This window comes from Blautia sp. 210820-DFI.6.14 (assembly GCF_020558815.1).
Taxonomy (GTDB): domain Bacteria; phylum Bacillota; class Clostridia; order Lachnospirales; family Lachnospiraceae; genus Blautia_A; species Blautia_A obeum.
On the sequence record NZ_JAJCKS010000024.1, the window covers coordinates 17,385 to 42,443 of the forward strand.

The window sequence follows — 25,059 nt, forward strand, 5'->3', positions numbered from 1 at the left end:
CCCGGCTTCTGCCATCGAAGCAGGTTACAATATACGAAAAAACCTTACATTTCTGTAAGGTCGTTTCGAATGGAGGCATAAACTCCTAGGATATTCTAATTAATACATGGTCAGGACATTCTGGGAAAATTCCAGGAATACTTTTGTTCCTTTGCCTTCTTCGGAAGTTACATAGATGCGATGACCGAGACGTTTCATGATTTTCTTGCTGAGATACAGACCGATACCGGTTGCACGGTTGTTTTCACGCCCGTTGACTCCGGTGTAGCCTTTTTCGAAGATACGTGGAAGATCTTCCTTGCGGATACCGATGCCGGTATCTTCGATTATAAGTGTAACGGGAGATGGGCTTATCATGTTTGAAATATCCTCTGTATTTTGTGAGTTACCGGGGACATCTTTCAAAGAAATACGAATCCCGCCGGTACGGGTGTATTTGAGTGCGTTTGACAAAATTTGTCCAATTACAAAACCAAGCCATTTTTCATCGGTCAGGACATTCTCTGAAATTCCTTCATAAGTCAGAGACAGTTTTTTTGAAATAAAGATTCCGGCATATTTATGTATCTGTTCACGGATGATCGAATCAAGGGCACAGCGTGAAAGTTTCAGATCCGAGGACATATCTTCTGTGCGTAGATAACCCAGAACCATTTCTACATACTGTTCAATCTTAAAAAGTTCAGTGAGAGCTTCTTTATTCACTGTCGGATTTTCCTGAAGGAGCAGACGCAGAGCAAAAATTGGTGTCTTGATCTGGTGAGCCCACATCGTGTAATAATCAGTCATTTCTTCCAGTGTCTTCTGGTTAGCAGTTTCAGCATCTATTCGCATTCGGTTCAGGCTGTGCATGATCTCCTGCTGAAGAGCATCGGCTTCGTTGGAAGGAGCATCCATACGGGATAGATTAATATCCGGTGCTGCAGAGATAATCTGAAGATTATGAATGTTCTTCTGGTAGTTATGAAAGCCGAAAGCACACGTACCAAGCCCGGTCAGAATCCAGAGGACCGCAATGTACAGAATGGGTTCCAGTGGAAGTTGGTACAGAAGGAAGATCATTCCTGTAAGTATCGTCGGAAAAAGCATCAGTAAGATTTGTAGTTTTATTTTGTTCAGATAATCCAGAAATAATTTCATAAAGTAATCCTTCATAGGGTGAGTGCTTTTAAGTTGCACATTATACCATGTATCCAAGTCCTTTTTTGGTGATGATAAAGTCTTTCAGCCCTTCCCCTTCCAGTTTTTTGCGCAGACGGGTGATATTTACGGTCAGGGTATTGTCGTCAACAAAGCTGTCACTTTCCCAGAGCTTTGTCATAATGGCATCTCTGGAGACTGATTTTCCGGCATGTTCCAGAAGTATCTCCAGAATGCGGAGTTCGTTTTTCGTAAGGTCAATATCATGACCGTTCCAGGTCAGGGTACAGCGGGAAGGATTCAGGACAGCACCCTTATGTTCAAGGACATTTCCCGGAGTTCCGAAGGAATAGGTACGGCGCAGGATTGCCTGAATCTTGGCAGTCAGCACATCCAGATCAAATGGTTTTGCAATAAAATCGTCTGCACCACGGCTCATTGCCATGACCATATTCATATTGTCAGATGCAGAGGAAATAAAGATAATCGGTACCTGGGAAATCCGACGAATCTCCTCACACCAGTGAAAACCGTTATAAAAAGGCAGTTTCAGATCCAGCAGGACAAGCTGCGGATCTCTGTGAGCAAATTCCTGTATGATATTGGAAAAATCTTCTGCGCAGGAGACATCATATCCCCAGGAACAGAGATTCTTTTTCAGAAGGTTGGAGATGATCTCATCATCTTCTACGATGAAAATACGGTACATGGGCAGTCCTTTCTGGTAAAATTGTATTTTATGCTAATCATAACATGTCTTTGAAAGATTGCAACAAAATTCACTTTGTGGCATTATAATAGAAGGAAATTATTTGATGTGTATAATAGAAGACTATGAATAACAACAGAAGGGAGAGTTTAATATGAATCTGGTGAAAGAGGCAATTTTCCTGGGATTTTCGGGAGCTGCTGTTATGGATACAAAAGAGCTTGTTTTTGTGCCGGAATATCGGACATTCTGTGAAGAAAACCTGTGTGGCTGCTATAATGTAAATCCGGCCTGTCCTCCGGAGAGCGGAACAGCAGAAGAGATGAAACAACGTGCACTACAGTATGAAAAGACGCTGGTGCTGCAGACCATGCAGGAAGACATGCATGATTCTGCACAGTACAAGAAGGACAAGTTACTGCAGAACAAAATGACTGAAGAACTTGCAGAGAAGATGAAAGCAGAGGGCAAAACAGATATCCTGATCATGAGTGCCGGACCGTACAAGCATAATTCCTGTATGTCTGCATATTGTGTAGATGCGCAGAAAATGGCAGATGCAGCCGGGATGCTCTGCTGGACAGATGACGGAATGGTGCGGTATTTTTCACAGATTCTGTTTCATGAATAAAAGAATTTTCAAAAAGATTTCACAGGTAATATTTTACTGTAAATCAAATTGTATTACGAATGCGGATGTGGTAAAATCAGTATCAGAAAATTTGATTTTATAAATCCAGGTGGAAAGCCTGGTGCAAACACATATGACAGGAGGCCTTTTATAATGGAAAGACATGCATTTGCAATGAAAGTAAAATCAGGCAAAATGAACGACTATCGTAAAAAACTTGGAGAAATCTGGCCGGATCTGACCACATTTCTTGATCGAAATAAAGTAAAAAATTTCAGTATCTGGAATGCAGAAGACCTGATCTTTGGCTATTATGAAAATGAAGATGGAGCAAAATTAAGCGCTGAAGAAGTGAGCGTAAAAGATGCAATCACTGCGAAGATCGATGACACATTTGACTGGATTTCCACACCGGGTGAAGATATGAGACTGATGTATCATAACTTTGGTATTGTAAGAGAAAATAAAGAATTGATCCGTCACAGAATGTTTATGACAAAACTGAAAGCAGGCTGTGAAGAGGAATACAAGAGACGCCATGACGGACTGATCGCACAGAGAGGTGACACTGTAGATCCGGGTCCGGACAGTAATTTCAGCATCTGGTGTGCCGGTGGCTATATTTTTGGATACGATGAGATCGATACTACAATGGAAGTAGAAGAGACTGTTGAATCCAGAGAGCAGACCGTTGAATGGGAAATGCGTCAGCTGGGAATCATGGACTGGATCACCAATGATGTAGACTGGATGACAGGTGATGTACATGCAGATGTAAAACGTCTGGCATGGCATAATTAAGATTACATAAAAAGAACCTTGCAGCTTCGGACAGAGATGAGTTTAAAATTTCTGTAAGAATCCGCAGGGTTCTTTTCTGTTATAATTATTTTTTCATATTCAGATAACCCTGTATGGTATTTTCAATCAGATGATAAGTCAGTCGCGCCACCTGTTCAGGAGACTCACTCTGTGGCGAAGACAGCCAGGTACGGATCAGTCCAACACATCCGTTAAGAATAAAGGCATATGGATATTTGATATCCGGATCATTCTTTGGAAATCTGTCCGGAAGTTGTTTCAGAAAAGTTTCTGCCAGAAGGTTTTCAATCTGTTCTACAAATGCCATATCACCGTGTGGTCCAAGAAGCGCCAGGCACAAATCACGGTCTTTATCCATGATGGAAAAGAACTGGACAATAAATGGCAGTACGGAATCCGGGTTACCTGGGTCAATCGGGTGGTTCTGCATAACTTCCGTAATATTCTGCATTGCTTCTTCTTCAATTTTGTGCAGCATCTGATAAATGTCTGTATAGTGCAGATAAAAGGTAGAACGATTGATATCGACCTCATCTACCAGTTCTTTTACGGAAATTTCCTTGATACTTTTCTTCTGCATGAGCCGGGCAAGTCCTTCCCGGAGCTGTGCTTTCGTTTTGCGGACACGTCGGTCCATTTTTTCTGCCATGTAAAAATCCCCCAATCTTTTTACCAAAAACAAACAGGTTTTATGTAAAATGTCAATTTTTGACATCTAATAGACATAATTTGTAAAAATGTTCATTAATATACAAAAAACAAAATGTTTGTCGGTTGTAACTGTTTCCTGTGTTTAGTATAATACGGATTGCAAAGAAAAGCAACATGATGTTGATTAATAGAGCTAAAGACTTTTACTAGAAAGAAAGGGGCACAATTATGATCAAAAATGAGTGGAAAAGCTTATGGAATAATAAGATTCTGATCATTGTCGTGATGGCGATCATTGTTATTCCGGTGATCTATGCGGGACTGTTCCTGAAATCCATGTGGGACCCATATGGAAATCTCGATAAACTCCCGGTAGCAGTAGTCAACAATGACAAATCAGTAGAATATAATGGAAAGACGTTAAGCGTCGGTTCAGATATGGTGGATGAACTGAAAGACAACGATTCACTGGATTTCCATTTTGTAGACAGCGACGAGGCAGAACAGGGACTGAAAAATGGAACCTATTATATGGTAATCACGATTCCGGAAGATTTTTCTTCTGATGCTTCTACACTGATGGATGACAATCCGAAGAAAATGGAACTGAAATATGAAACAAACCCTGGAACAAACTACATTGCTTCCAAAATGAGCGAAACAGCGCTGTCAAAGATTCGTGAGGCGGTTGCCTCCAAAGTAACAGAAACCTACACACAGACAGTATTTGATCAGATTGGTACAGTTGGAGACGGCATGCAGGAAGCTGCGGACGGCTCAACACAAATCAAAGATGGTCTGACAACAGCCTCTGATGGAAATAAAACCATTACAACCAATCTGAAAAAACTTGCAGACAGCACGCTGACTTTCAAAAGCGGTGCTGAGACTCTGACAGAAGGACTGAAAGAATACACAGATGGTGTATCACAGGTAGACAGTGGTGCAGCGCAGCTTGATGAAGGTGTTGGCACACTGACTGAAAAAGTGCCGACACTGACAAGCGGAGTAAATACCTTAAATGATGGAGTAAAGAGCTATACTGACGGAGTTGCAACACTGAATGCTAATTCCGCACAGATCACATCCGGAGTCAGCAGTCTGGCATCCGGAGCGCAGAGTCTGGAGACAGGACTTGATACATTAAAGAGCGGTACTACACAGTATGTCAGCGGAGCAAATACACTTGCAGATGGTGTGACACAGTATGTTGCGGGAGCAGAACAGCTTGCAGCAGGGGCGAAACAGTTATCCGCACTGGAAAATCTGGATCAGGTTTCTACAGGAATCTCACAGTTGAATGCAGCAGTTTCTGACGGAAACAGTTCTCTTACAAGTGGAACACAGCAGCTGGAAAGTGGACTGGGACAGCTTGCTTCTCAGTTAAAAACATTGTCAGACAGCACCACTGCGGACAGCATTAAACAGCTTGCAGCAGGTCTGAATACAGCAAAAGCCGGGATGGAAAACGCAGGCAAAGGAATGTCAAGCGCAGCGGATGGTATGAATCAGGCAGCTGCAGGGATGAGCACAGCAGCTGATACGATCAACGCAGCCAGTGCAGGGATTTCTCAGGCAGCAGCCGGACTGCAGAGCGCAGCACAGCCTGTTGCAGATGCAGTTAATGGTATGACTGGTATTGTTCAGCAGTGTGCACAGGATGCGAATAATCAGATCAGTGCGGCAAACGCACAGGTTGAGGCAGCAAACGGACAGACGGCAGCAGCGAATGCAACAATCGCAAATGCGGCAGCAGCATTAAGCGCACTGCAGGGTCAGGCTGATGAAAATGGCATGATTTCTGCCGAAAGTCTCAGCGCAGTGATTGGTTCACTTGCTCAGGCAGATGCAGGTGTATCTGGTGTCGATGGAATCAGTGCTGATACTTATACCGGTCAGGCACAGTCAGTTGCAGGAGCAGTTGCTGAACAGCTGTCATCCGCACAGACAACTCTGAATGATACAGCTTCTCAGTTAAATCAGGCAGCAGCCGGATTGAACAGCGGTGCAGGTACATTAAAATCCAAATCTTCTGATATGAGCAATGGCGCTTCACAGATGAGTGCAGGAGCTAAACAGATGGAAGCAGGAGTTTCTTCTATCCCGGAAGTACCTTCTGATCCGATCAATACCGTAACTGCAGCAGTCGATCAGCTTTATGCCGGAGCACAGAAAGTGAATGCCGGAGCAGGAAGTGTTTCGTCTGCACTTGGTACTCTGGAAGCGGGAACGAAAGATTTTCCGAAGGCAGCTGCCGGTGTGAAAGCTCTGAACGCAGGTTTTGAAACTCTTACAGCAAATGATGAAACTCTGACAACAGGAGCTGCAAGTCTGAAAGCAGCCGGAAGCAGTGTGACATCCGGTATCAGCCAGCTGAGTGTCGGTGGAAAGACACTTGCATCTGGTGTGACAACTCTCAGTAATGGACTGAAAACATATACAGATGGTGTAGCTACTCTTGCCGGCAATAACAAAGCATTGACAAGTGGAACACAGCAGCTTGCAGATGGAGCAAAGACACTCTCAGATGGAGCCGAACAGCTTGCATCCGGTACACAGACACTTCATGCAGGAACACAGAAACTGGTTTCCAATAACAGTAAGCTTAACAGTGGTGCTGACCAGCTTGCAGACGGAGCCGGACAGATTCAGGATGGTTCCTCCAAGCTTTATGACGGTTCCAAAGAACTGGGCGATGGTATCACAAAACTGGAAGATGGTTCTGATACACTTGCAACCAGTCTGAATGACGGTGCAAAAGAAGTAAAAGAAACAAATGCATCTGATGATACGATCAGCATGTTTGCAACACCGATCACAGATGAAGAAACAAAGATCACAACAGTAGAAAACAACGGTCACGCGATGGCACCTTATATGATGTCTGTAGGTCTCTGGGTAGGATGCCTGGCATTCTGCCTGATGTATCCGCTTACAGAGCATAAAGGAAAACTGAAATCCGGATTTGCATGGTGGGCAAGTAAAGCTTCTGTACTTTATCCGGTAGCAATCCTTCAGGGCGTACTTCTGATTCTTCTGCTTCATGTATTTGATGGATTTACTCCGGTAGAAATGACGAAGACAATCCTGTTTGCAGCACTGACTGGTGCATGCTTTACATCTATTATGTACTTCTTCAACATTACATTTGGTAAGGTAGGAAGTTTCCTGATGCTGATCTTCATGGTTGTTCAGCTTGCAGGATCTGCCGGAACTTATCCGGTTGAGATCTCACCGTCCTTTGTGGCGAAGATTCACTATTATCTGCCGTTTACTTATACAGTAAATGCATTCCGTAGCACGATATGCGGAGGAGAGAGCATCCGTCAGGCTGTAATCGTTCTGATCGGACTGACGATCATTTTCTCAATATTAACAATCCTTCAGTTCAACCATATGGCAAGAAGAAAGAAACAGGGCAAACTGGTTCTTCTCGACTGGCTGGAAGAAAAAGGGGTTGCATAAAGGCAGTCTTATATGCATAATAGAAGAGTGTTCTGATTATATAGAGTCACATCTGTAAAAGCGGATGTGGCTCTTTTTGGATAATGTTGCTTTTGGCGGAAGATGAAGTTTCCAGAATTAACAATTTCATCACATTTTTCCCACAAAGTAAACACAAATCATCCCTATACTCTTAAGCATAAAAGGAAAACAGAAACAGAGATAGCTATTCACGGGAAATGATTTATGAAGTGAACAGTAATGATCCTAAGGAGGGGATTTTGATGAGCGATAAAAATAACAACGTAATGATGAACAATGATATGAATAACAATATGAACAACGACAACGATCCAAAAGAAAGAATGAGAAAAAAAGTAAAGAAAGCAGCAGGTATTGCTCTTTGTGCAGTACTTGCCGGCGGACTTGCAGCAGGCTCCTTTGAAGGAATCAATACACTGACCGGATGGAACAGTAGCACAGTAGAAGCTGCATCCAATAAAGAAAATACAACACTTCTTCAGACAAAATCAAAGAAGAAGAGTTCTGATAAGAAATCAGATGACAAAGAGAAAAGCAAAGATGACTCTGAATCAAAGACAAAAGGAAGTCTGGATGTCTCTGATATCGCAGCAGAAGGAATGAAATCTGTTGTATCTATTACAACAAAATCTGTTCAGGATGTACAGAACTATCTTGGATATTATGGATTTGGCGGAAGCCAGGGATATACAACACAGCAGGAAGTTGAAGGAAGCGGTTCCGGTATCATTGTCGGAAAGAATGATGACAATCTTCTGATCGCTACCAACTATCATGTAGTAAGTGGTGCAGATACCGTATCTGTTACCTGCATTGATGGGGAAACCTATGCAGCAACCGTTAATGGCTATGATGAAGATAAAGACCTTGCAGTTGTTTCCGTACCGCTCTCTGATATTTCTGATGACACGATGGATCAGATCGAGGTAGCTACGATTGGAAGTTCTGATGATCTGAAAGTCGGTGAACAGGTTGTTGCAATTGGTAATGCACTTGGTTACGGACAGTCCGTAACAACCGGTATTGTCAGTGCAAAGAACCGTAAAATGAACGATCAGGGCATTGAGCAGGATGAAGATTCTGATGCAACAAATCTGATTCAGACAGATGCAGCAATTAACCCTGGTAACAGTGGCGGTGCTCTTCTGAATATGGATGGAGAAGTGGTTGGTATCAACTCTGCAAAACTTGCTTCCACAGAAGTTGAAGGTATGGGTTATGCGATTGCAATTTCAGATGTAACAGATACTCTGGAGCAGCTGATGAATGAAACACCTAGAGATAAAGTAGATAACCATGGTGTACTTGGTATCACAGGTATGTCTGTAAGTGATGAAGCTTCCCAGTATTATGGAGTTCCGGAAGGTGTTCTTGTATCTGAAGTAACAGATGGCGGAGCAGCAGACAAAGCCGGAATCAAAGAGAAATCTATCATCACAGAATTTGATGGTAAGAGAGTTCGCAGTAATGATGAACTGGTAAGCCGTCTTGAGTACTATGAACCAGGTGAAGAAGTAGAGGTAACTCTGGAAGTTGCAGATGGTGATTCTTATAAAGAGAAGAAAATTACAGTAACACTCGGTGAGAATCCGGATGCAGATTCCAGCGATTCAAAGGATACATCATCTAAAGATGATGCGCAGGCTGAGGATTCTCAGGACGATTCACAGGATCAGGAAGACCAGAGTACGGACAGCCTTCTGCAGGATTTTGAGAATCAGCAGGCGGATGGAACTGCTTACGAACAGTTCTTTGGATTCCTTAATTAACTGTCATTAAAAGAGGTTTCTTGCGGGAAAATTTGTTTCCGTAAAAATATAATATTATAAGCAGGAAAGACCGGTGCAGAGAATTGTACCGGTCTTTTTCTGCTTGTGTTGAAAGAAAAGAGTCTGTCTGTTATACTAGACAACAGAGTAAATCCAAAGTAACTGTTTAAATAAAAAGAAGGAAATACTGTATGAATTATATTGTTTTTGACCTGGAGTGGAATCAGAGTCCCGGTGGAAAAAAATATTCCAACAGTCGTCTGCCTTTTGAGATCATTGAGATCGGTGCTGTGAAAATGAATGAGCAGAGGGAAGTTGTGGATGTTTTTCAGAGACTTGTGAAGCCACAGGTATATAACTGGATTCATGACAGCATACATGAAGTGATCCATGTGGATTATAAGGATCTTGCTGATGGAGTACCTTTCCAGCAGGCGGTCAGAGAATTTCTGAAGTGGTGCGGAGAGGAATATGTTTTCTGTACCTGGGGAAATCAGGATGTTATGGAACTACAGCGAAATATGAAGTATTATGGAATGCTTTCGCTGCTTCCAGGACCGGTCACATATTATGATGTGCAGAAAATATACGGAATCTGTCATGAAGAGGCCGGCGGACGAAGGAGCCTGGAATTTGCCATTGACCAGATGGGAATCCCGAAGGCGCAGGATTTTCACAGGGCATTAACGGATGCCCGGTATACCGGGGATATTTTTAGAACACTGGAACCTGCAGCAGTCTGTGTGAATTCATCTATTGATGTTTATCAGAATCCAAAGAATAAAAAAGAAGAGATTTTTATTTCATATCCCACGTATGATCAGTATGTGTCACGTGAGTTTGCAGACAAAGAAAAGGTAATGAAAGACCGGGAGGTTGCAAGTACCCGCTGTCCGGTATGTCATATGCCGGCCAAGCGTAGGATCCGCTGGTTTATGAATAATTCTCGTGCATATGAGAGTGTATCACTTTGTCAGAAGCATGGATATATCAAAGGAAAGGTGCGAATCCGCCATACGGACGAGGATGCATATTATGCAATCAAGAAGTTAAAGAGGATAGAAGAAAAAGATGCAGAAGAAATCCGTGAAAAAAGGGATTCCCTCCGCAAGAAGAGACAGGCGAAACGTCAGTCAGAGAAGCTGGTCTGAAAGAAGCCGTGTCTGATAATATCTGGCAGAGCCGACTACATGATCGTTATACGTATACGTAACGGTCAGAAGTGGGAGACCTGCCGGATTTTTTGTTATAGAGTAAGTTTTTTCCAGAGCATTGCTATCAACTCCGGATGGGAGAGATACGCTGGCGGTGCGTCTTGTTTCAAAGAGCATATCGTCTTTATAATCTTTTAAAATATATTTTTCAGCCGGAAGAAGATGTCTTGTTATTTTTGATGGAAGATCTTTTACCGCAGTTCTGGAAAAATTATTAAAACCATAATCCAGAAGAGCCTTTGTATCGGAGTAAGCACCGTTCACAGACTGCAAGACGACCGAAACCAGATAAGTATTGTCATTCTTTGCATAGGTAACAAGCGTATTTCCGGCAGCTTCGGTGTAACCGGTCTTTCCTCCTAAGACACCGTTATATGCATATGCCTGATTCTTCATCATCTTATGATGGTTCAGAAGATAACGTGTCTCTGCAAACTTGTTAGTCGGAGGAATTTCATAATACTGCGTGGATGCAAATTTGCGGAAGGTTGGGTTAAACCATGCGGCACGCGCGATTTTGGCCATATCGGAAGCTGTCGTATAATGGATTTCATCCGGAAGTCCGTTCGGGTTGTTAAAATGAGTGTTGGTGCAGCCAAGCTGGCGTGCCTTAAGGTTCATCTGTTCTACGAATTTCTTGGTGGATCCGGTGGTAAGTTCCGCAACTGCCAGTGTCATTTCATTGGCGGACTGAAGCATGATAGCCATTAATGCCTGTTCAATGGTGAATTCTTCTCCGGTGTCTGCATAAATACTGGAACTGTTAGAATCAGAGATTCCATAAGCCGCGGACTGTGACATGGTAAATTTCTGGCTTGGATCCAGGTTTTCACATCCAAGAAGCGCGGTCATGATCTTTGTGATGCTGGCAGGATACTGGGCCTTGTCCGCATTTTTTGAATAAAGGACAGCTCCGGTAAACATATCGACAAGGATTGCAGATTCTCCTTCAATCTGAGGGCCTTTTGTCCAGTCCTTGATGGAATCTGTGTCTGCCGGCTGCTTATAATATGGAGTGTGCGGATCTGGTGTAGGAGTTGCCGTCACCAGAGGAGCACCGTATTCGTCTGTGGCGAAGACCGGGACTGCCTGTGTGATGATAACCGCAGAGCAGAGAACACCGGTCAGAATCTGCCGGAAAAATTGTTTCTTTTTTATATTCATGTAATTACCTTTCTGCACATATTTTCTTACAGTATATCATTCTTTACAATTATACTGTAATCATTTTTCTCATACAAGGGTTAAAACGGTGCAAAATCCCTATAAAACCTTGTGATTCTGGCAAAAAGACCTTGACATATGGAAAAATATAACCTTATAATAAAACAGCACAAATAGATATAAGTAAAAACTTTGATGGAGACAGTAAATCGGAACCAAATCTGCAGAGAGCCGGGAGAAGGTGGAAGCCTGGTGAGAGTAATTTCGATGGAAGATCACTCCGGAGTTTCTTTCCTGAAATCTTAAGTAAGGAGAGACGGTGTTTCCGCCGTTAAAGGGAACATGTATCGGCATATATGATTATACTACCAGCCCGTACAATGTAACAGGTGGTGCGAATGTGGAAATTGCTTTCGTCCTTTTACAGGACGGAAGTTTTTTTTATTTCATTTGACTATTGATGAAAATTTTTCTGAAGAATTTAAAGGAGGAATCTGTTGTGTATCAGAAAGTAGATACGAACCTGAATTTCGTAGATCGTGAAAAACAGGTAGAAAAATTCTGGAAAGAAAACCATATCTTCGAAAAAAGTATGGAGGACCGTAAAGACGATCCTACTTATATGTTCTATGATGGACCGCCGACAGCAAACGGCAAACCGCATATCGGTCATGTACTGACCCGTGTTATCAAAGATATGATCCCGAGATACCGTACTATGAAAGGCTACATGGTACCTCGTAAAGCAGGATGGGATACCCACGGACTTCCGGTAGAGCTGGAAGTAGAGAAGAAACTTGGTCTGGACGGTAAAGAACAGATTGAGGAATATGGTATGGAGCCATTCATCCAGCAGTGTAAAGAGAGTGTCTGGAAATACAAAGGAATGTGGGAAGACTTTTCCTCAACCGTTGGTTTCTGGGCTGATATGGAGAACCCATACGTTACTTACCATGATGACTATATTGAGTCTGAATGGTGGGCTCTGAAAGAAATCTGGAATAAAAAACTTCTTTACAAAGGATTCAAGATCGTTCCTTACTGCCCGCGTTGTGGTACTCCGCTTTCTGCACAGGAAGTTTCCCAGGGATATAAAACAGTTAAAGAACGTTCCGCAATCGTTCGTTTTAAAGTTGTCGGAGAAGATGCATACTTCCTGGCATGGACCACAACACCGTGGACACTGCCATCCAACGTTGCACTCTGCGTAAACCCGACAGAAGTTTACTGCAAGGTAAAAGCAGCAGACGGCTATACTTATTATATGGCAGAAGCTCTGCTTGACAAAGTTCTCGGCAAACTTGGTTCCGAAGAGACACCGGCATACGAAGTTCTTGAGAAATATGTCGGAAAAGATCTGGAATACAAAGAATATGAGCCACTCTTCGCATGCGCAGGAGAAGCGGCAGCAAAACAGAAAAAGAAAGCTCATTTTGTTACAGCAGACAATTATGTAACTATGAGCGATGGTACCGGTATCGTTCATATCGCACCTGCATTCGGTGAAGACGACAGCCGTGTAGGACGCGATTATGACCTTCCGTTCGTACAGTTTGTAGACGGTAAAGGTGATATGACAGCAGAAACTCCATATGCGGGCGTTTTTGTCAAGAAAGCAGATCCGCTTGTACTTCAGGATCTGGATAAAGAAGGAAAACTTTTCGATGCTCCGAAATTCGAGCATGATTATCCGCACTGCTGGAGATGTGATACACCACTGATCTACTATGCACGTGAATCCTGGTTTATCAAGATGACAGCAGTTAAAGATGACCTGATCCGCAACAACAATACAATTAACTGGATTCCGGAGAGCATTGGTAAAGGACGTTTCGGTGACTGGCTGGAAAACGTTCAGGACTGGGGTATTTCCAGAAACCGTTACTGGGGAACACCACTGAACATCTGGCAGTGTGAATGTGGACATATGCATTCCATCGGAAGCCGTCAGGAACTGTTCGAGATGAGCGGTGACGAAAAAGCCAAGACAGTAGAACTTCATCGTCCATACATCGATGAGATCACACTGAAATGCCCGGAATGCGGTGGAACCATGCATCGTGTACCGGAGGTTATTGACTGTTGGTTTGACTCAGGAGCAATGCCTTTTGCACAGCATCACTATCCATTTGAAAATAAAGAACTTTTTGAAAAACAGTTCCCGGCAGACTTTATCTCTGAGGCTGTTGACCAGACGAGAGGATGGTTCTACTCCCTGCTTGCTGAGTCCACAATCCTGTTCAACCAGGCTCCATATAAGAACGTTATCGTTCTCGGACATGTACAGGATGAAAATGGCCAGAAGATGAGTAAGTCCAAAGGAAATGCAGTTGATCCGTTCGATGCACTTGAAAAATATGGTGCAGACGCGATCCGCTGGTACTTCTACATCAACAGTGCTCCATGGCTGCCGAACCGCTTCCACGGCAAAGCTGTTCAGGAAGGACAGCGTAAGTTCATGGGTACTCTGTGGAATACCTACGCATTCTTTGTTCTTTATGCAAATATTGACAATTTCGACCCGACAAAATATACTTTAGATTATGACAATCTTCCTGTTATGGACAAATGGCTGTTAAGCAAGCTGAATTCTGTAGTGAAGACTGTCGATGACTGCCTTGCAAACTACAAGATTCCGGAAAGTGCAAGAGCTCTTCAGGAGTTTGTAGATGAGATGAGTAACTGGTATGTAAGAAGAAGCCGTGAACGTTTCTGGGCTAAGGGCATGGAGCAGGATAAGATCAATGCTTACATGACTCTGTATACTGCTCTGGTAACAATTTCCAAAGCAGCAGCTCCGATGATTCCGTTCATGACAGAAGAAATCTATCAGAACCTTGTAAGAAGCGTTGATAAAGACGCGATTGAGAGTATTCATCTCTGTGACTTCCCGAAAGTCGAAGAAGCATGGATCAATAAAGAGTTGGAAGACGATATGGAAGAACTCCTCAAGATTGTTGTTCTTGGACGTGCAGCAAGAAATACTGCAAATATCAAGAACCGTCAGCCGATTGGTACAATGTATATCAAAGCTGACAAAGAAATGGGTCAGTTCTATACAGATATCATTGCAGATGAGCTGAATGTCAAAGAAGTGAAGTTCGCAAATGATGTCGAATCCTTCATTTCCTACAGCTTTAAACCGCAGCTTCGTACAGTAGGACCGAAATACGGTAAACTTCTGAACGGTATCCGTACAGCACTTGCTGAGATCAACGGAACAGAAGCGATGAACGAGCTGAGATCCACAGGTCTTCTGACACTGGATATTAACGGAAACAAGGTGGAACTTTCTGAGGAAGACTTATTGATCGAGACCGCACAGACAGAAGGTTATGTAACAGAAGCAGACGGTGATATTTCTGTAGTTCTTGATACAAATCTGACACCAGAGCTGATTGAAGAAGGATTCGTCCGTGAGATCGTCAGCAAAGTACAGACAATGAGAAAAGAAGCTGGATTTGAAGTTATGGATAAGATTCATATCTATGCAAAAGACAATGACAAGATTCTTGAGCTCATGAAGAAACACAAAGAAGAAATCATGTCTGAAGTACTGGCAGAGGATATGACTCTGGGCACAACCGATGGCTATGTAAAAGAATGGAACATTAACAAAGAGCCAGTTGTTCTTGGTGTTGCAAAAATGTAAGAAGTTCATGCCCGGTAAATATACCGGGCATGATTTGCAAAAATTTGGGGAATAAAAAAGCGCAGCATTGCTGTGTGATTAAGGAGGAAACGCAATGATTGACAAGCAGTTTAAAAAAGAAGCTTTCAAAGAGAGCGTAAAGGAAAACGTTAAATTTCTTTATCGTAAAAAACTCGAAGAAGCTACACAGGAACAGATTTTCCAGGCTGTATGCTACACTGTAAAAGATGTTATCATTGATAACTGGCTGGAAACACAGAATGCATATAAAGAGCAGGATCCTAAGACAGTTTACTATATGTCCATGGAGTTCCTCATGGGACGTGCTCTTGGAAATAACCTGATCAACCTGACAGCATACAAAGAGGTAAAAGAAGCTCTGGATGAACTTGGTCTGGATCTTAACGTGATCGAAGATCAGGAACCGGATCCGGCACTTGGAAATGGTGGTCTTGGACGTCTGGCTGCATGCTTCCTGGATTCTCTTGCAACACTGAATTACAGTGCATATGGATGTGGTATCCGTTATCGTTATGGTATGTTCAAACAGCAGATCAAAGACGGATATCAGGTAGAAGTACCGGATAACTGGCTGAAAGATGGATATCCATTTGAACTTCGTCGTCCGGAATATGCAAAAGAAGTTCATTTCGGTGGATATGTTGATGTAGAATATGATCCGGCAACAGGATCCAACAAATTCGTACACAAGGGATATCAGGCAGTAAAAGCGGTTCCGTTTGATATGCCGATTGTAGGATATAATAACAAGATCGTAAACACCTTAAGAATCTGGGATGCAGAGCCAATCGTAGACTTCGAGCTTGACTCTTTCGATAAAGGTGATTATAAGAAAGCAGTTGAGCAGGAAAACCTTGCCCGCAATATCGTAGAAGTTCTTTATCCGAACGACAACCATATGGCTGGTAAAGAGCTGCGTCTGAAACAGCAGTATTTCTTTGTATCTGCAAGTCTTCAGGCTGCTATTGATAAATACAAAAAGAACCACAAAGATATCATGAAACTGCACGAAAAAGTTACTTTCCAGATGAACGATACTCATCCGACAGTAGCAGTAGCAGAACTTATGCGTATCCTTATGGACGAAGAAGGACTTGGATGGGATGATGCATGGTCTGTAACAACTAAATGTGTTGCTTACACAAACCATACAATCATGGCAGAGGCTCTTGAGAAATGGCCGGTTGAGCTGTTCTCCAGACTGCTTCCACGTGTATACCAGATCATCGAAGAGATCAATCGCCGTTTCATTCTTGACATTCAGGCTAAATATCCTGGAAATTATGACAAGATCAAGAAGATGGCAATCCTCTATGATGGACAGGTAAAAATGGCTCATCTTGCAATCGTTGCAGGTTACTCTGTAAACGGTGTTGCAAAACTTCATACAGAAATCCTTAAGAAACAGGAACTGAAAGATTTCTATGAAATGATGCCGGAGAAATTCAACAACAAGACAAACGGTATCACACAGAGACGTTTCCTGCTTCACGGAAACCAGCTTCTTGCAGACTGGGTAACAGATCATATCGGACCGGAATGGATCACAGATCTGTCTCAGATCAGCAAACTGAAAGTTTATGTTGATGATGAAAAAGCACAGCAGGAATTCATGAACATCAAATACCAGAACAAAGTTCGTCTGGCAAAATATATCCTGGAGCACAACGGAGTAGAGGTAAATCCACGTTCTATCTTCGATGTACAGGTTAAGAGACTTCATGAGTACAAACGTCAGCTTCTGAACATCCTGCATGTAATCTATCTGTATGACCAGATTAAGAAACATCCGGAAATGGATTTTTATCCAAGAACATTCATCTTCGGTGCAAAAGCATCTGCAGGTTATGCACGTGCTAAGAAAATCATTAAACTGATCAACTCTGTAGCAGATGTTGTAAACAATGATGCATCTATCGAAGGCAAGCTGAAAGTTGTATTCATCGAGAACTATCGTGTATCCAACGCTGAGATGATCTTTGCAGCAGCAGATGTATCTGAGCAGATCTCTACAGCAAGTAAAGAAGCTTCCGGTACAGGTAACATGAAGTTCATGCTGAACGGTGCACCGACACTTGGAACCATGGATGGTGCTAACGTTGAGATCGTTGATGAAGTTGGCAAAGAAAACGCATTTATCTTTGGTCTGAGCGCAGATGAAGTAATCAACTATGAAAACAACGGTGGATATGATCCGAGAGTCATCTACAATACAGATGATGAGATTCGTCAGGTGCTGACAGAGCTTGTCAATGGAACGTTCTCCTCTGATACAGAACTGTTCCGTGACCTGTACAATTCTCTTCTTAACCAGAATGGTGGAGAAAGAGCAGACCAGTACTTTATCCTTGCTGACTTCCGTTCTTATGCAGCAGCACAGAAGAAAGTGGAAGAAGCCTACAAAGATGAAAAAGGCTGGGCTCGTATGGCTATGCTGAATACAGCATGCGCTGGTAAGTTCACATCTGACAGAACTATCCAGGAATATGTGGATGATATCTGGCATCTGGACAAGGTTTTTGTTAAATAAAACTTTTATAAAAATGGATTTTTAAGATTTACGCAAAGGGGACTTGACGGTCCCCTTTGTGCATCCCTGGCTTTTTAGAAAAAATTCTACATGGTATAAGACGGAAGAGAGTTGTAATTGTGTCTGACTCCTGGTGCATCATGGATATATTTTGCGAGATGTGTGCGAATGTTTTCCATTTTCTGTTTTGTATCAGGATTGCTGTATGGAATCCGGTCGATGATCTTATTCAGATAATCATGTTCTTCAATGATATCAAAACTTGCACGGAAATAGATATCACAGAAATAAGCAACATAGGATACCCAGTAATCCATTTTGGTTACACGGTCCGGGGAATAAATGCACTGATCTTTGAGTACAGTGTCATAAACGACAGGAGTGATCTCCTGTGCACCAATTTCTTTGCCTGAAGCACCCATAAAAACAAGAAGATCATCTTGCAGTTTTACGCGGCAGTTATCAAGTTTGTCTGCATCACGGATCAGACGTGCATGGAGCAGCGTCCGATTATCGGTAATTCCTTCGAGGTGGAAATCACTGTGTCTGGCAATTGCGGTGCGAATAATATCATCCCAGGTGTCTTCCGGAACAAACTGTCGGATCATTCCTTCTTCAAATAATACCTGAACTCCATAAGCGGCATGGTCCATGGTTGTTGGCTCGAAACTGTCAAAGCGTTTTAACTGTTCAAAACGTCCGATGTCATGAAGCAGGGCAATGATGCGTGCAAGTTCAGTATCTTCTTCTGTCAGGTGCATCCGATGACAGATTTCACTCATATCATGTACGACTCCATAAGTATGTATGATCTTCAGTCGAACTTTGTCATTGCTGCGGTCATAACTTTCAAGATATGTTTCAAATTTTTGTTTTGCATCGTTATAGTTCATGTGAGGTGGTCTCCTTTAAATTTTTTCGGTATTCTCTTGGACTGCATCCTTTAATCTTGCTGAATACTTTGGAATAATAATTGGAATCGGAAAAGCCGGTTTTTTCAGCAATACTGCTGATGGATTCTTTGGTATTGAGATATTCCAGGCTTCGCTCGATCCGGTATTCCTGCAGAAAAGAAAAAAGGGTAGTATTCATATGGCGTTTAAAAAGACGGGTACATTCACTCTCGCACAAATGAATATGTTCGGAAATATCATCCAGTGTAATCTGATTCATATAATTTTGTTCGATGTAGGAGAGAATCCTGCGGATTCGTTCGTATTCTGTGAAATCAGAAGTAGTTGATACAGGCTGATGCGGAAGGTGTTCCACAAGCAGCCGCCACAGGAGCTGCATCCGAATGGAAATATCCAGTTCATAGAAATCCGGCTTTTTTTTATCGAGTGAGATGACTTCCAGCATTCGGTCACGAAAAGTTTCGTGCCATTTTTCACTGTAATCAATATGTACCGCACATACAGCAAGATTCTGAATCACAGGCTCTACATATTTGGTACAGATGGTACTTTGAAAGAAACCATAGATCAGTTTGGGATCAAAGGTGATCGGTATGTAAGAACAGTCCTCCTGATTTTCCATTTCTCCGGAATGGAGGGCATTGGAATTGCAGAAGATAATATCGCCCTCTTTCAGATGGAAGGAGCGGTTGTTTATACGATAATGCATGGAGCCTTCTTTTACATAAGTAATCTCGATTTCCGGATGGCAGTGCCACATAAAAGAATTGGAATCGTATTCAGACAGACACTGATAACTGACCAGAAAGGGAAAGTGATCGCTTCCATGTTTTTTTAGTTCTTTTTGAAATTGATTTGTGATAATTTGCATGTTAAGCTCCTTACAGCTGGGTATCGCGCAGATATGATCAGATATATCAGATTGTATGCGGAGATACTTTAAACGCATAAAATTACGGTTATTCTTCTCCTATTATAGGCATATTTTTATGAGATACGCAAGATTTTACTTGTTTTTCGCAGATTAATTAAGGTATTTTACAGAAAAAGCAGTATAATGAGAGTATCAGATATGCAAAACAGAGTGCATGATGAAAGAGCGGAAACAAGCAGGATACTATATGGGTTGCAACAAATAACATGTAAAAGGAGAACAGAGTCATGAATTTACCGGAAACAGCAAAACTTCAGGAAATTTACGGGGAAACAGAAATCAGCGGAGCACGTTTCAAAAATCTTGCAGATAATTTTACAAAAATCTATGGACAGGATAAGGCAGAATACTTTACAGCACCTGGAAGAACAGAGATCATTGGTAATCATACAGATCATAACGGTGGTAAAGTAATTGCAGGAAGCATTAATCTGGATACGATAGGGGCAGCTTATCCGAATGGAACACAGGTGATCCGTATCACAAGTGAAGGATACAGGGATGAAATCGTAGTTGACCTTACAAAACTCAGCAAGAGTAATTACAAAAAAGGCACAGCAGCACTTGTAGCAGGAATGATGGAAGGTGCGCAGAAGAATGGTTTTGAAACAGGTGGATTTGATGCTTATGTCAGCACCAATGTTATTGCGGCAGCAGGTGTCAGCTCTTCTGCTTCTTTTGAAATGCTGATCTGTACGATCATTGATTACTTTTTCAATGAGAGCAAAATGTCCTTTAATGATTATGCCAAAGTAGGTCAGTACGCAGAAAATGTATACTGGGACAAGGCATCCGGAATGATGGATCAGATGGCATGTGCAGTTGGTGGTCCGGTACTGTTTGATTTTGCAGACAGAGATAACCTGAAATATAGCAAACTGGATTTTTCCTTCGGAAAATTTGGATACAGACTTGTTATTGTAAACACAGGAAAAGGTCATGCAGATCTCAGTCAGGAATATTCTGAGATCCCTGGTGAGATGAAAGCGGTTGCAAAAGTACTTGGTGTGGAACTCCTTCATGAAACAAATGTAGATGCACTTCTTGAACACTGCAATGAAATTGAAGATGACAGAGCCGTCCTTCGTGCACTTCATTTCTTTGGAGAAACATCACGCGTAGAAGATGCTGCAGATGCGATTCATCACAATGATTATGACAAGTTCCTTGAACTGATCGATGAGTCAGGAAAATCTTCATGGGAACTTCTTCAGAACTGCTACACAATGAAAGATTTTCATGAGCAGAAGATTACCAGAACACTTGCATTGACTCAGCTCTTCCTCAAGAAGATCGGGGCAGGTGTATGCCGTGTTCATGGAGGCGGTTTTGCAGGTGTTATCGCAGCAATCGTGCCGGAAAAAGAACAGGATAATTACGTAGAATATATTTCCAGATTTGTTGGAAAAGAAAATGTATATCCGATGGACATCCGCGCGATCGGAGCAGTACATATTGGATAATATGAAAGATAAACGACAACAGTTGATTATCCTTTGAAAATTATTAAAATACATACATAAAAAACATAAGGTATCATAAATACAGACAAAGGAGAGATTCTTTGAAGATCATTTCCTATATTTCTGTATTTATGATACCTTTTTTATACCAGTGATTTATTCTTTTCAAGCATTTCGTAAATGATATTTTGAGTATAAGTTCCGAGATGCTTCTGATCCTCTTTGGAAAGTTCTTTTACATAGATCGGTTTACCGTATTCCAGAACAACATGTGTGGATTTGATCTTTGGCATATGTGCCTCAAAAATTTCTGCGGTATTGTTCATCGCCATCGGGATGATCACACATCCGGATTTGCTGGCAATTTTGAAACTTCCCTCATGGAACGGAAGGAGTTCCAGTTCATCCTTGTTTTTGTTCCGGGTTCCTTCCGGGAAGATGCAGATGGAGATGCCGGATTTGATCTTTTCAATAGCGGTAAGGATGGTTTTCAGTCCCTGTTTGATATCCTTACGATCCAGAAACAGGCAATGCAGATAGCGCATCCAGTTGGAAAGAAGCGGATATCGTTCCATTTCTTTCTTTGCAATATAACCGGTACGGATCGGGCAGCGACTGTAGGAAAGTACAATGTCAAAGTAGCTTCTGTGATTACCAATATAAAGGACTGGTGTGTCTTTTGGGACATTTTCTTCACCGATTATCGTGACCTTGGTTCCGGCTTCCCACAGAATAAATTTAAAAACTGCCTGGATAATACGAAGAGAGCTGATCTCTTTTGTTCGCGGTGAAAATTTTCCGATGATCCATTCCACAAAAAGGATTGGAATAGATAAAATCAGAAATCCAATGACCGTGATGGCAACAATAACTAAACGAATCATAATGAATTCCTCTTTCTGTCAAAAAGATGTCCCGCATAGCAAGACTCTGGTACAAGTATAAGTGATTTTGCAAATACTTGCAATAAATGTTTTATACTCTGCATAGAATACATACTGAAGAAATCTAATACCGGGAAATGAGAGAATTTATGAAAAAAGCAGCTTCTCTGCTGTGTCTGGCAGTGCTTTTTCTTATGTTGGGCGGATGTCAGATGATACGGATCGAGGAAGAAAATAAAACACCACTTGCATATACCGTGATCGAGGATTCCCAGATTCCGGAAGAAATGCAGGAGCTGATCAGAGAAAAGAAAGAAACAGAATTTCAGATTGCCTATCAGAAGGGAACGGAGCTGTTTCTGGCAAAAGGGTATGGCCGACAGATGAGTGGAGGATACAGCATTCAGGTAAAAGAACTTTCTGCATCTTCAAATGCAGTTTTTTTTGAAACAAAACTGATCGGTCCGACGGAAAAGATTCAGGGCGGGGAACCGTCATATCCGTATATTGTGATAAAGACAGAATACCGGGATGGTCCGGTGCAGTTTCAGTGAGACGGGAGGATGGAATTGTGGAATTAAAAAAAGAAGATATTCAGATATTAAGGACAAAGAGCAAGGCATCCAGCCAGGTAACATTTGATGTGGATTACAATGTACCGGATGTAAAACCGGACATTGGACGTATGATTCAGAATAAGGGGGAGATGACAGTAGAAGAAGTGCGCCTGAATGAAGGGCATGCATTTCTGAAAGGAAAACTGCAGGCAGATCTTCTTTATGTCGGTGAGGAGGATGGCAGGATCTACAGTCTTTCTGCAAATCTTCCAATGGAAGAGACACTGAATCTGGATGGAATAGTCAACGGGGATAAAATGTGCCTGAAATGGGAAATTGAGGATCTGAGCATTCATATCATCCATTCCAGAAAAATGAATATTAAAGCAGTGGTTACTTTTTTTGCTTCTGTAGATGAGTTGACAGGAGTACGGCTTCCGGTATCTCTTGATGATGAAACAGTATCTGTGCAGAAAAAAACAATGCGTGTACTGAGTCTTGTAATACATAAAAAGGATACTATGCGCCTGAAAGAGGAAATAACACTTGTATCGAACAAACCTAATATAGCAGAGCTGCTCTGGTATACAACAGAAGTTCGTGGACTGGATCTCAGACCGGAAGAAAACAGTGTAAAAGCCAAAGGAGAACTTTTTATTTTTGCATTATATACAGGTGATGATGAAAGTGGAACGCTCCAGTGGATAGAACATTCTATACCATTTAATGGAGAGGTGGAGTGCTCAGGCTGTATTTCGGAAATGATCCCAAATCTGGAAGCTGCTGTGATCAATCAGACCCTGGAGGTAAAACCGGATGCGGATGGAGAAGAAAGAAAGCTTCAGGCAGATGTTGTACTGGAACTGGATATGAAGCTTTATCAGGAAGAAGATCATGAGGTCATCATGGATGTGTATACACCGTTTCGTCAGTGTATGCCAAAAGGTCGGAAAGAGATACTGGAAAGTCTTCTTGTCCGTAATTTCTCCCGATGCAGGATCGCAGACAGGATAGAAGTCAAAGAGACACAGGGGAAGATCCTTCAGATCTGTCACAGCCAGGGCAAAATAAAAATAGACAAAATACAAATCGTTAAAGATGGAATTCTGGCAGAAGGAATTGTACGACTAAAAGTGCTGTATATTGTAGAAAATGATGAAATGCCGTTTTATTCCATGGAAGCAATGCTGCCGTTCAGTCACGTAGTTGAAGCCAAAGGCATTACAGAAAACAGTGTATATTATCTGCATACGGAACTGGAACAGCTTTCAACGACAATGGTAGACAGCAATGATATTGAGATCCGGGCGACGATAGGACTGAATGTGCTTGTGATCCAGTGCAGTGAGGAGATGATTCTTGAAAAAATTGAAGAAATTCCACTGGATCAGAAAAAAATCCGAAATATGCCGGGAATTACAGTGTATATCATGAAACCAGGTGATACATTGTGGAATATTGCGAAAAAATTTTATACAACGGTGGAGGAGATCATACAGATGAATGATCTGGACGGGGATGAGGTATCTTCCGGAACACCTCTTCTTCTGGTGAAAAAAGTCGAAGAATAATATTGAATTTAGTATGAAAATCGGCTAAAATATAGCCAGATCATGTTTGTATACAAAGTACAAAGGATGGAAGGTGAATTTATGCGTTTACGTGCAATGGCCAAGATTAATCTGGGACTGGATGTTCTTCGCAAAAGAGAGGATGGATATCATGAGGTTCGAATGATCATGCAGACGATCCAGATGTATGATCTTCTGGATATCCGGAAGAAGGAAGAACCGGGGATCTCCTTATCTACCAATCTTCCATATGTCCCGTCAGATGAAAGAAATCTGGTATATAAAGCAGCAAAACTTCTTATGGATGAATTTGATATCAAAGAAGGCCTTTCTATGAAGCTGACGAAATTTATTCCGGTGGCAGCTGGTATGGCTGGAGGAAGCTCGGATGCAGCAGCAGCATTTGTAGGAGTGAATCGTCTGTTTCGTCTTGGATTAAGTGAAGAGGAACTGATGAAGAGGGCAGTACAGGTTGGTGCGGATGTTCCGTATTGTGTTATGCGTGGAACTGCACTTGCAGAAGGAATTGGAGAGAAGCTGACCAGACTTCCGGGACTGCCGAAATGCTATGTGTTGGTTGGTAAACCGGGAATCAATGTTTCCACAAAACTTGCCTATGAGAATCTTCATCTGGATCAGATTCAGTCACACCCGGATATTGATGGAATGATCAGTGACATTGAGAATCAGGATCTTCACAGTCTTACTGCGAAAATGCAAAATGTTTTTGAACCGGGAATCATCAGTCAGTATCCGGTTATTCAGGAGATTAAAGATCTTATGGAAGCGAACGGTGCGCTTAAGGCAATGATGAGCGGAAGCGGACCGACTGTCTTTGGAATATTTGATGACCGCAGTAAACTTCGGGAAGCTACGGAAGCGCTTCGCAACAGTCATCTGGCGAAAACTGTATTTGCAACACAGATATACAATAAAAAGTAAGAAAG

General features: G+C 42.1%; 18 protein-coding genes and 1 other annotated feature. Of the genes, 11 read left to right on the forward strand and 7 right to left on the reverse strand.

Annotated elements, in window-relative coordinates:
- Nucleotides 1–99: 99 nt before the first annotated feature.
- A complete protein-coding gene (locus LI112_RS14190) occupies nt 100–1,140 on the reverse strand; it encodes a sensor histidine kinase (RefSeq protein WP_117639190.1) in 1,041 nt (346 codons plus the stop codon).
- 40 nt (nt 1,141–1,180) lie between these two features.
- A complete protein-coding gene (locus tag LI112_RS14195; protein WP_022387982.1) occupies nt 1,181–1,849 on the reverse strand; it encodes a response regulator transcription factor in 669 nt (222 codons plus the stop codon).
- 154 nt (nt 1,850–2,003) lie between these two features.
- Here LI112_RS14195 and LI112_RS14200 point away from each other — a divergent pair, with 154 nt between their 5' ends.
- Both LI112_RS14200 and LI112_RS14205 read left to right on the forward strand, forming a co-directional pair.
- The gene (locus LI112_RS14200; RefSeq protein WP_022387983.1) at nt 2,004–2,480 is read left to right on the forward strand and encodes a DUF2284 domain-containing protein; all 477 of its coding nucleotides are present in this window, start codon (nt 2,004–2,006) and stop codon (nt 2,478–2,480) included.
- Nucleotides 2,481–2,633: 153 nt separating this feature from the next.
- On the forward strand, nt 2,634–3,281 hold the full coding sequence (locus LI112_RS14205; protein ID WP_022387984.1) for an L-rhamnose mutarotase: 648 nt from the start codon (nt 2,634–2,636) through the stop codon (nt 3,279–3,281).
- Between the two features lie 85 nt (nt 3,282–3,366).
- Here LI112_RS14205 and LI112_RS14210 read toward each other — a convergent pair whose 3' ends face one another.
- The gene (locus LI112_RS14210; RefSeq protein ID WP_022387985.1) at nt 3,367–3,951 is read right to left on the reverse strand and encodes a TetR-like C-terminal domain-containing protein; all 585 of its coding nucleotides are present in this window, start codon (nt 3,949–3,951) and stop codon (nt 3,367–3,369) included.
- 230 nt (nt 3,952–4,181) lie between these two features.
- Here LI112_RS14210 and LI112_RS14215 point away from each other — a divergent pair, with 230 nt between their 5' ends.
- From LI112_RS14215 to LI112_RS14225, 3 genes are all read left to right on the forward strand, one after another.
- Complete coding sequence (locus tag LI112_RS14215; RefSeq protein ID WP_173909087.1) at nt 4,182–7,418, forward strand: YhgE/Pip domain-containing protein; 3,237 nt, start codon at nt 4,182–4,184, stop codon at nt 7,416–7,418.
- Between the two features lie 263 nt (nt 7,419–7,681).
- Nucleotides 7,682–9,208: a S1C family serine protease gene (locus LI112_RS14220; protein ID WP_227190923.1), complete on the forward strand. Its 1,527-nt coding sequence runs from the start codon at nt 7,682–7,684 to the stop codon at nt 9,206–9,208.
- Nucleotides 9,209–9,399: 191 nt separating this feature from the next.
- Complete coding sequence (locus LI112_RS14225; RefSeq protein WP_173909083.1) at nt 9,400–10,359, forward strand: 3'-5' exonuclease; 960 nt, start codon at nt 9,400–9,402, stop codon at nt 10,357–10,359.
- On the opposite strand, the gene LI112_RS14230 is transcribed toward LI112_RS14225, so the two are convergent.
- Nucleotides 10,342–11,586, reverse strand: a complete 1,245-nt coding sequence (locus tag LI112_RS14230) for a D-alanyl-D-alanine carboxypeptidase family protein (protein ID WP_227190924.1) — start codon at nt 11,584–11,586, stop codon at nt 10,342–10,344. The two genes, LI112_RS14225 and LI112_RS14230, sit on opposite strands and share 18 nt — an antisense overlap.
- A 183-nt stretch (nt 11,587–11,769) precedes the next feature.
- Nucleotides 11,770–12,010, forward strand: a binding site (T-box leader).
- A 75-nt stretch (nt 12,011–12,085) separates the two neighbouring features.
- Here LI112_RS14230 and ileS point away from each other — a divergent pair.
- Nucleotides 12,086–15,238, forward strand: coding sequence for an isoleucine--tRNA ligase (gene ileS / locus LI112_RS14235; protein ID WP_173909079.1), 3,153 nt, complete (start codon nt 12,086–12,088; stop codon nt 15,236–15,238).
- Nucleotides 15,239–15,332: 94 nt separating this feature from the next.
- Nucleotides 15,333–17,789, forward strand: a complete 2,457-nt coding sequence (locus LI112_RS14240) for a glycogen/starch/alpha-glucan phosphorylase (protein WP_005426203.1) — start codon at nt 15,333–15,335, stop codon at nt 17,787–17,789.
- Nucleotides 17,790–17,875: 86 nt separating this feature from the next.
- On the opposite strand, the gene LI112_RS14245 is transcribed toward LI112_RS14240, so the two are convergent.
- Entirely contained in the window at nt 17,876–18,682 is an 807-nt protein-coding gene (locus LI112_RS14245) for an HD domain-containing protein (RefSeq protein WP_138343729.1), read from the reverse strand.
- Nucleotides 18,672–19,574 (reverse strand): AraC family transcriptional regulator, encoded by a 903-nt coding sequence (locus LI112_RS14250; RefSeq protein ID WP_227190925.1) that lies wholly within the window; start codon nt 19,572–19,574, stop codon nt 18,672–18,674. Before LI112_RS14250 ends, LI112_RS14245 begins: the two co-directional genes overlap by 11 nt.
- A 290-nt stretch (nt 19,575–19,864) precedes the next feature.
- Between LI112_RS14250 and LI112_RS14255 the strand changes: the two genes are divergently transcribed.
- On the forward strand, nt 19,865–21,100 hold the full coding sequence (locus tag LI112_RS14255) for a galactokinase family protein (RefSeq protein ID WP_227190926.1): 1,236 nt from the start codon (nt 19,865–19,867) through the stop codon (nt 21,098–21,100).
- A 143-nt stretch (nt 21,101–21,243) separates the two neighbouring features.
- On the opposite strand, the gene LI112_RS14260 is transcribed toward LI112_RS14255, so the two are convergent.
- Complete coding sequence (locus LI112_RS14260; protein ID WP_118393266.1) at nt 21,244–21,984, reverse strand: 1-acyl-sn-glycerol-3-phosphate acyltransferase; 741 nt, start codon at nt 21,982–21,984, stop codon at nt 21,244–21,246.
- A 149-nt stretch (nt 21,985–22,133) separates the two neighbouring features.
- Between LI112_RS14260 and LI112_RS14265 the strand changes: the two genes are divergently transcribed.
- From LI112_RS14265 to ispE, 3 genes are all read left to right on the forward strand, one after another.
- Nucleotides 22,134–22,538: a protease complex subunit PrcB family protein gene (locus tag LI112_RS14265; RefSeq protein ID WP_022388227.1), complete on the forward strand. Its 405-nt coding sequence runs from the start codon at nt 22,134–22,136 to the stop codon at nt 22,536–22,538.
- A gap of 17 nt (nt 22,539–22,555) precedes the next feature.
- Nucleotides 22,556–24,112 carry an SPOCS domain-containing protein gene (locus tag LI112_RS14270; RefSeq protein ID WP_227190927.1) on the forward strand — a complete coding sequence of 519 codons (1,557 nt, stop codon included), beginning with the start codon at nt 22,556–22,558 and terminating at the stop codon, nt 24,110–24,112.
- An 81-nt stretch (nt 24,113–24,193) separates the two neighbouring features.
- On the forward strand, nt 24,194–25,054 hold the full coding sequence (gene ispE / locus LI112_RS14275; protein ID WP_055055913.1) for a 4-(cytidine 5'-diphospho)-2-C-methyl-D-erythritol kinase: 861 nt from the start codon (nt 24,194–24,196) through the stop codon (nt 25,052–25,054).
- Nucleotides 25,055–25,059 lie beyond the last annotated feature (5 nt).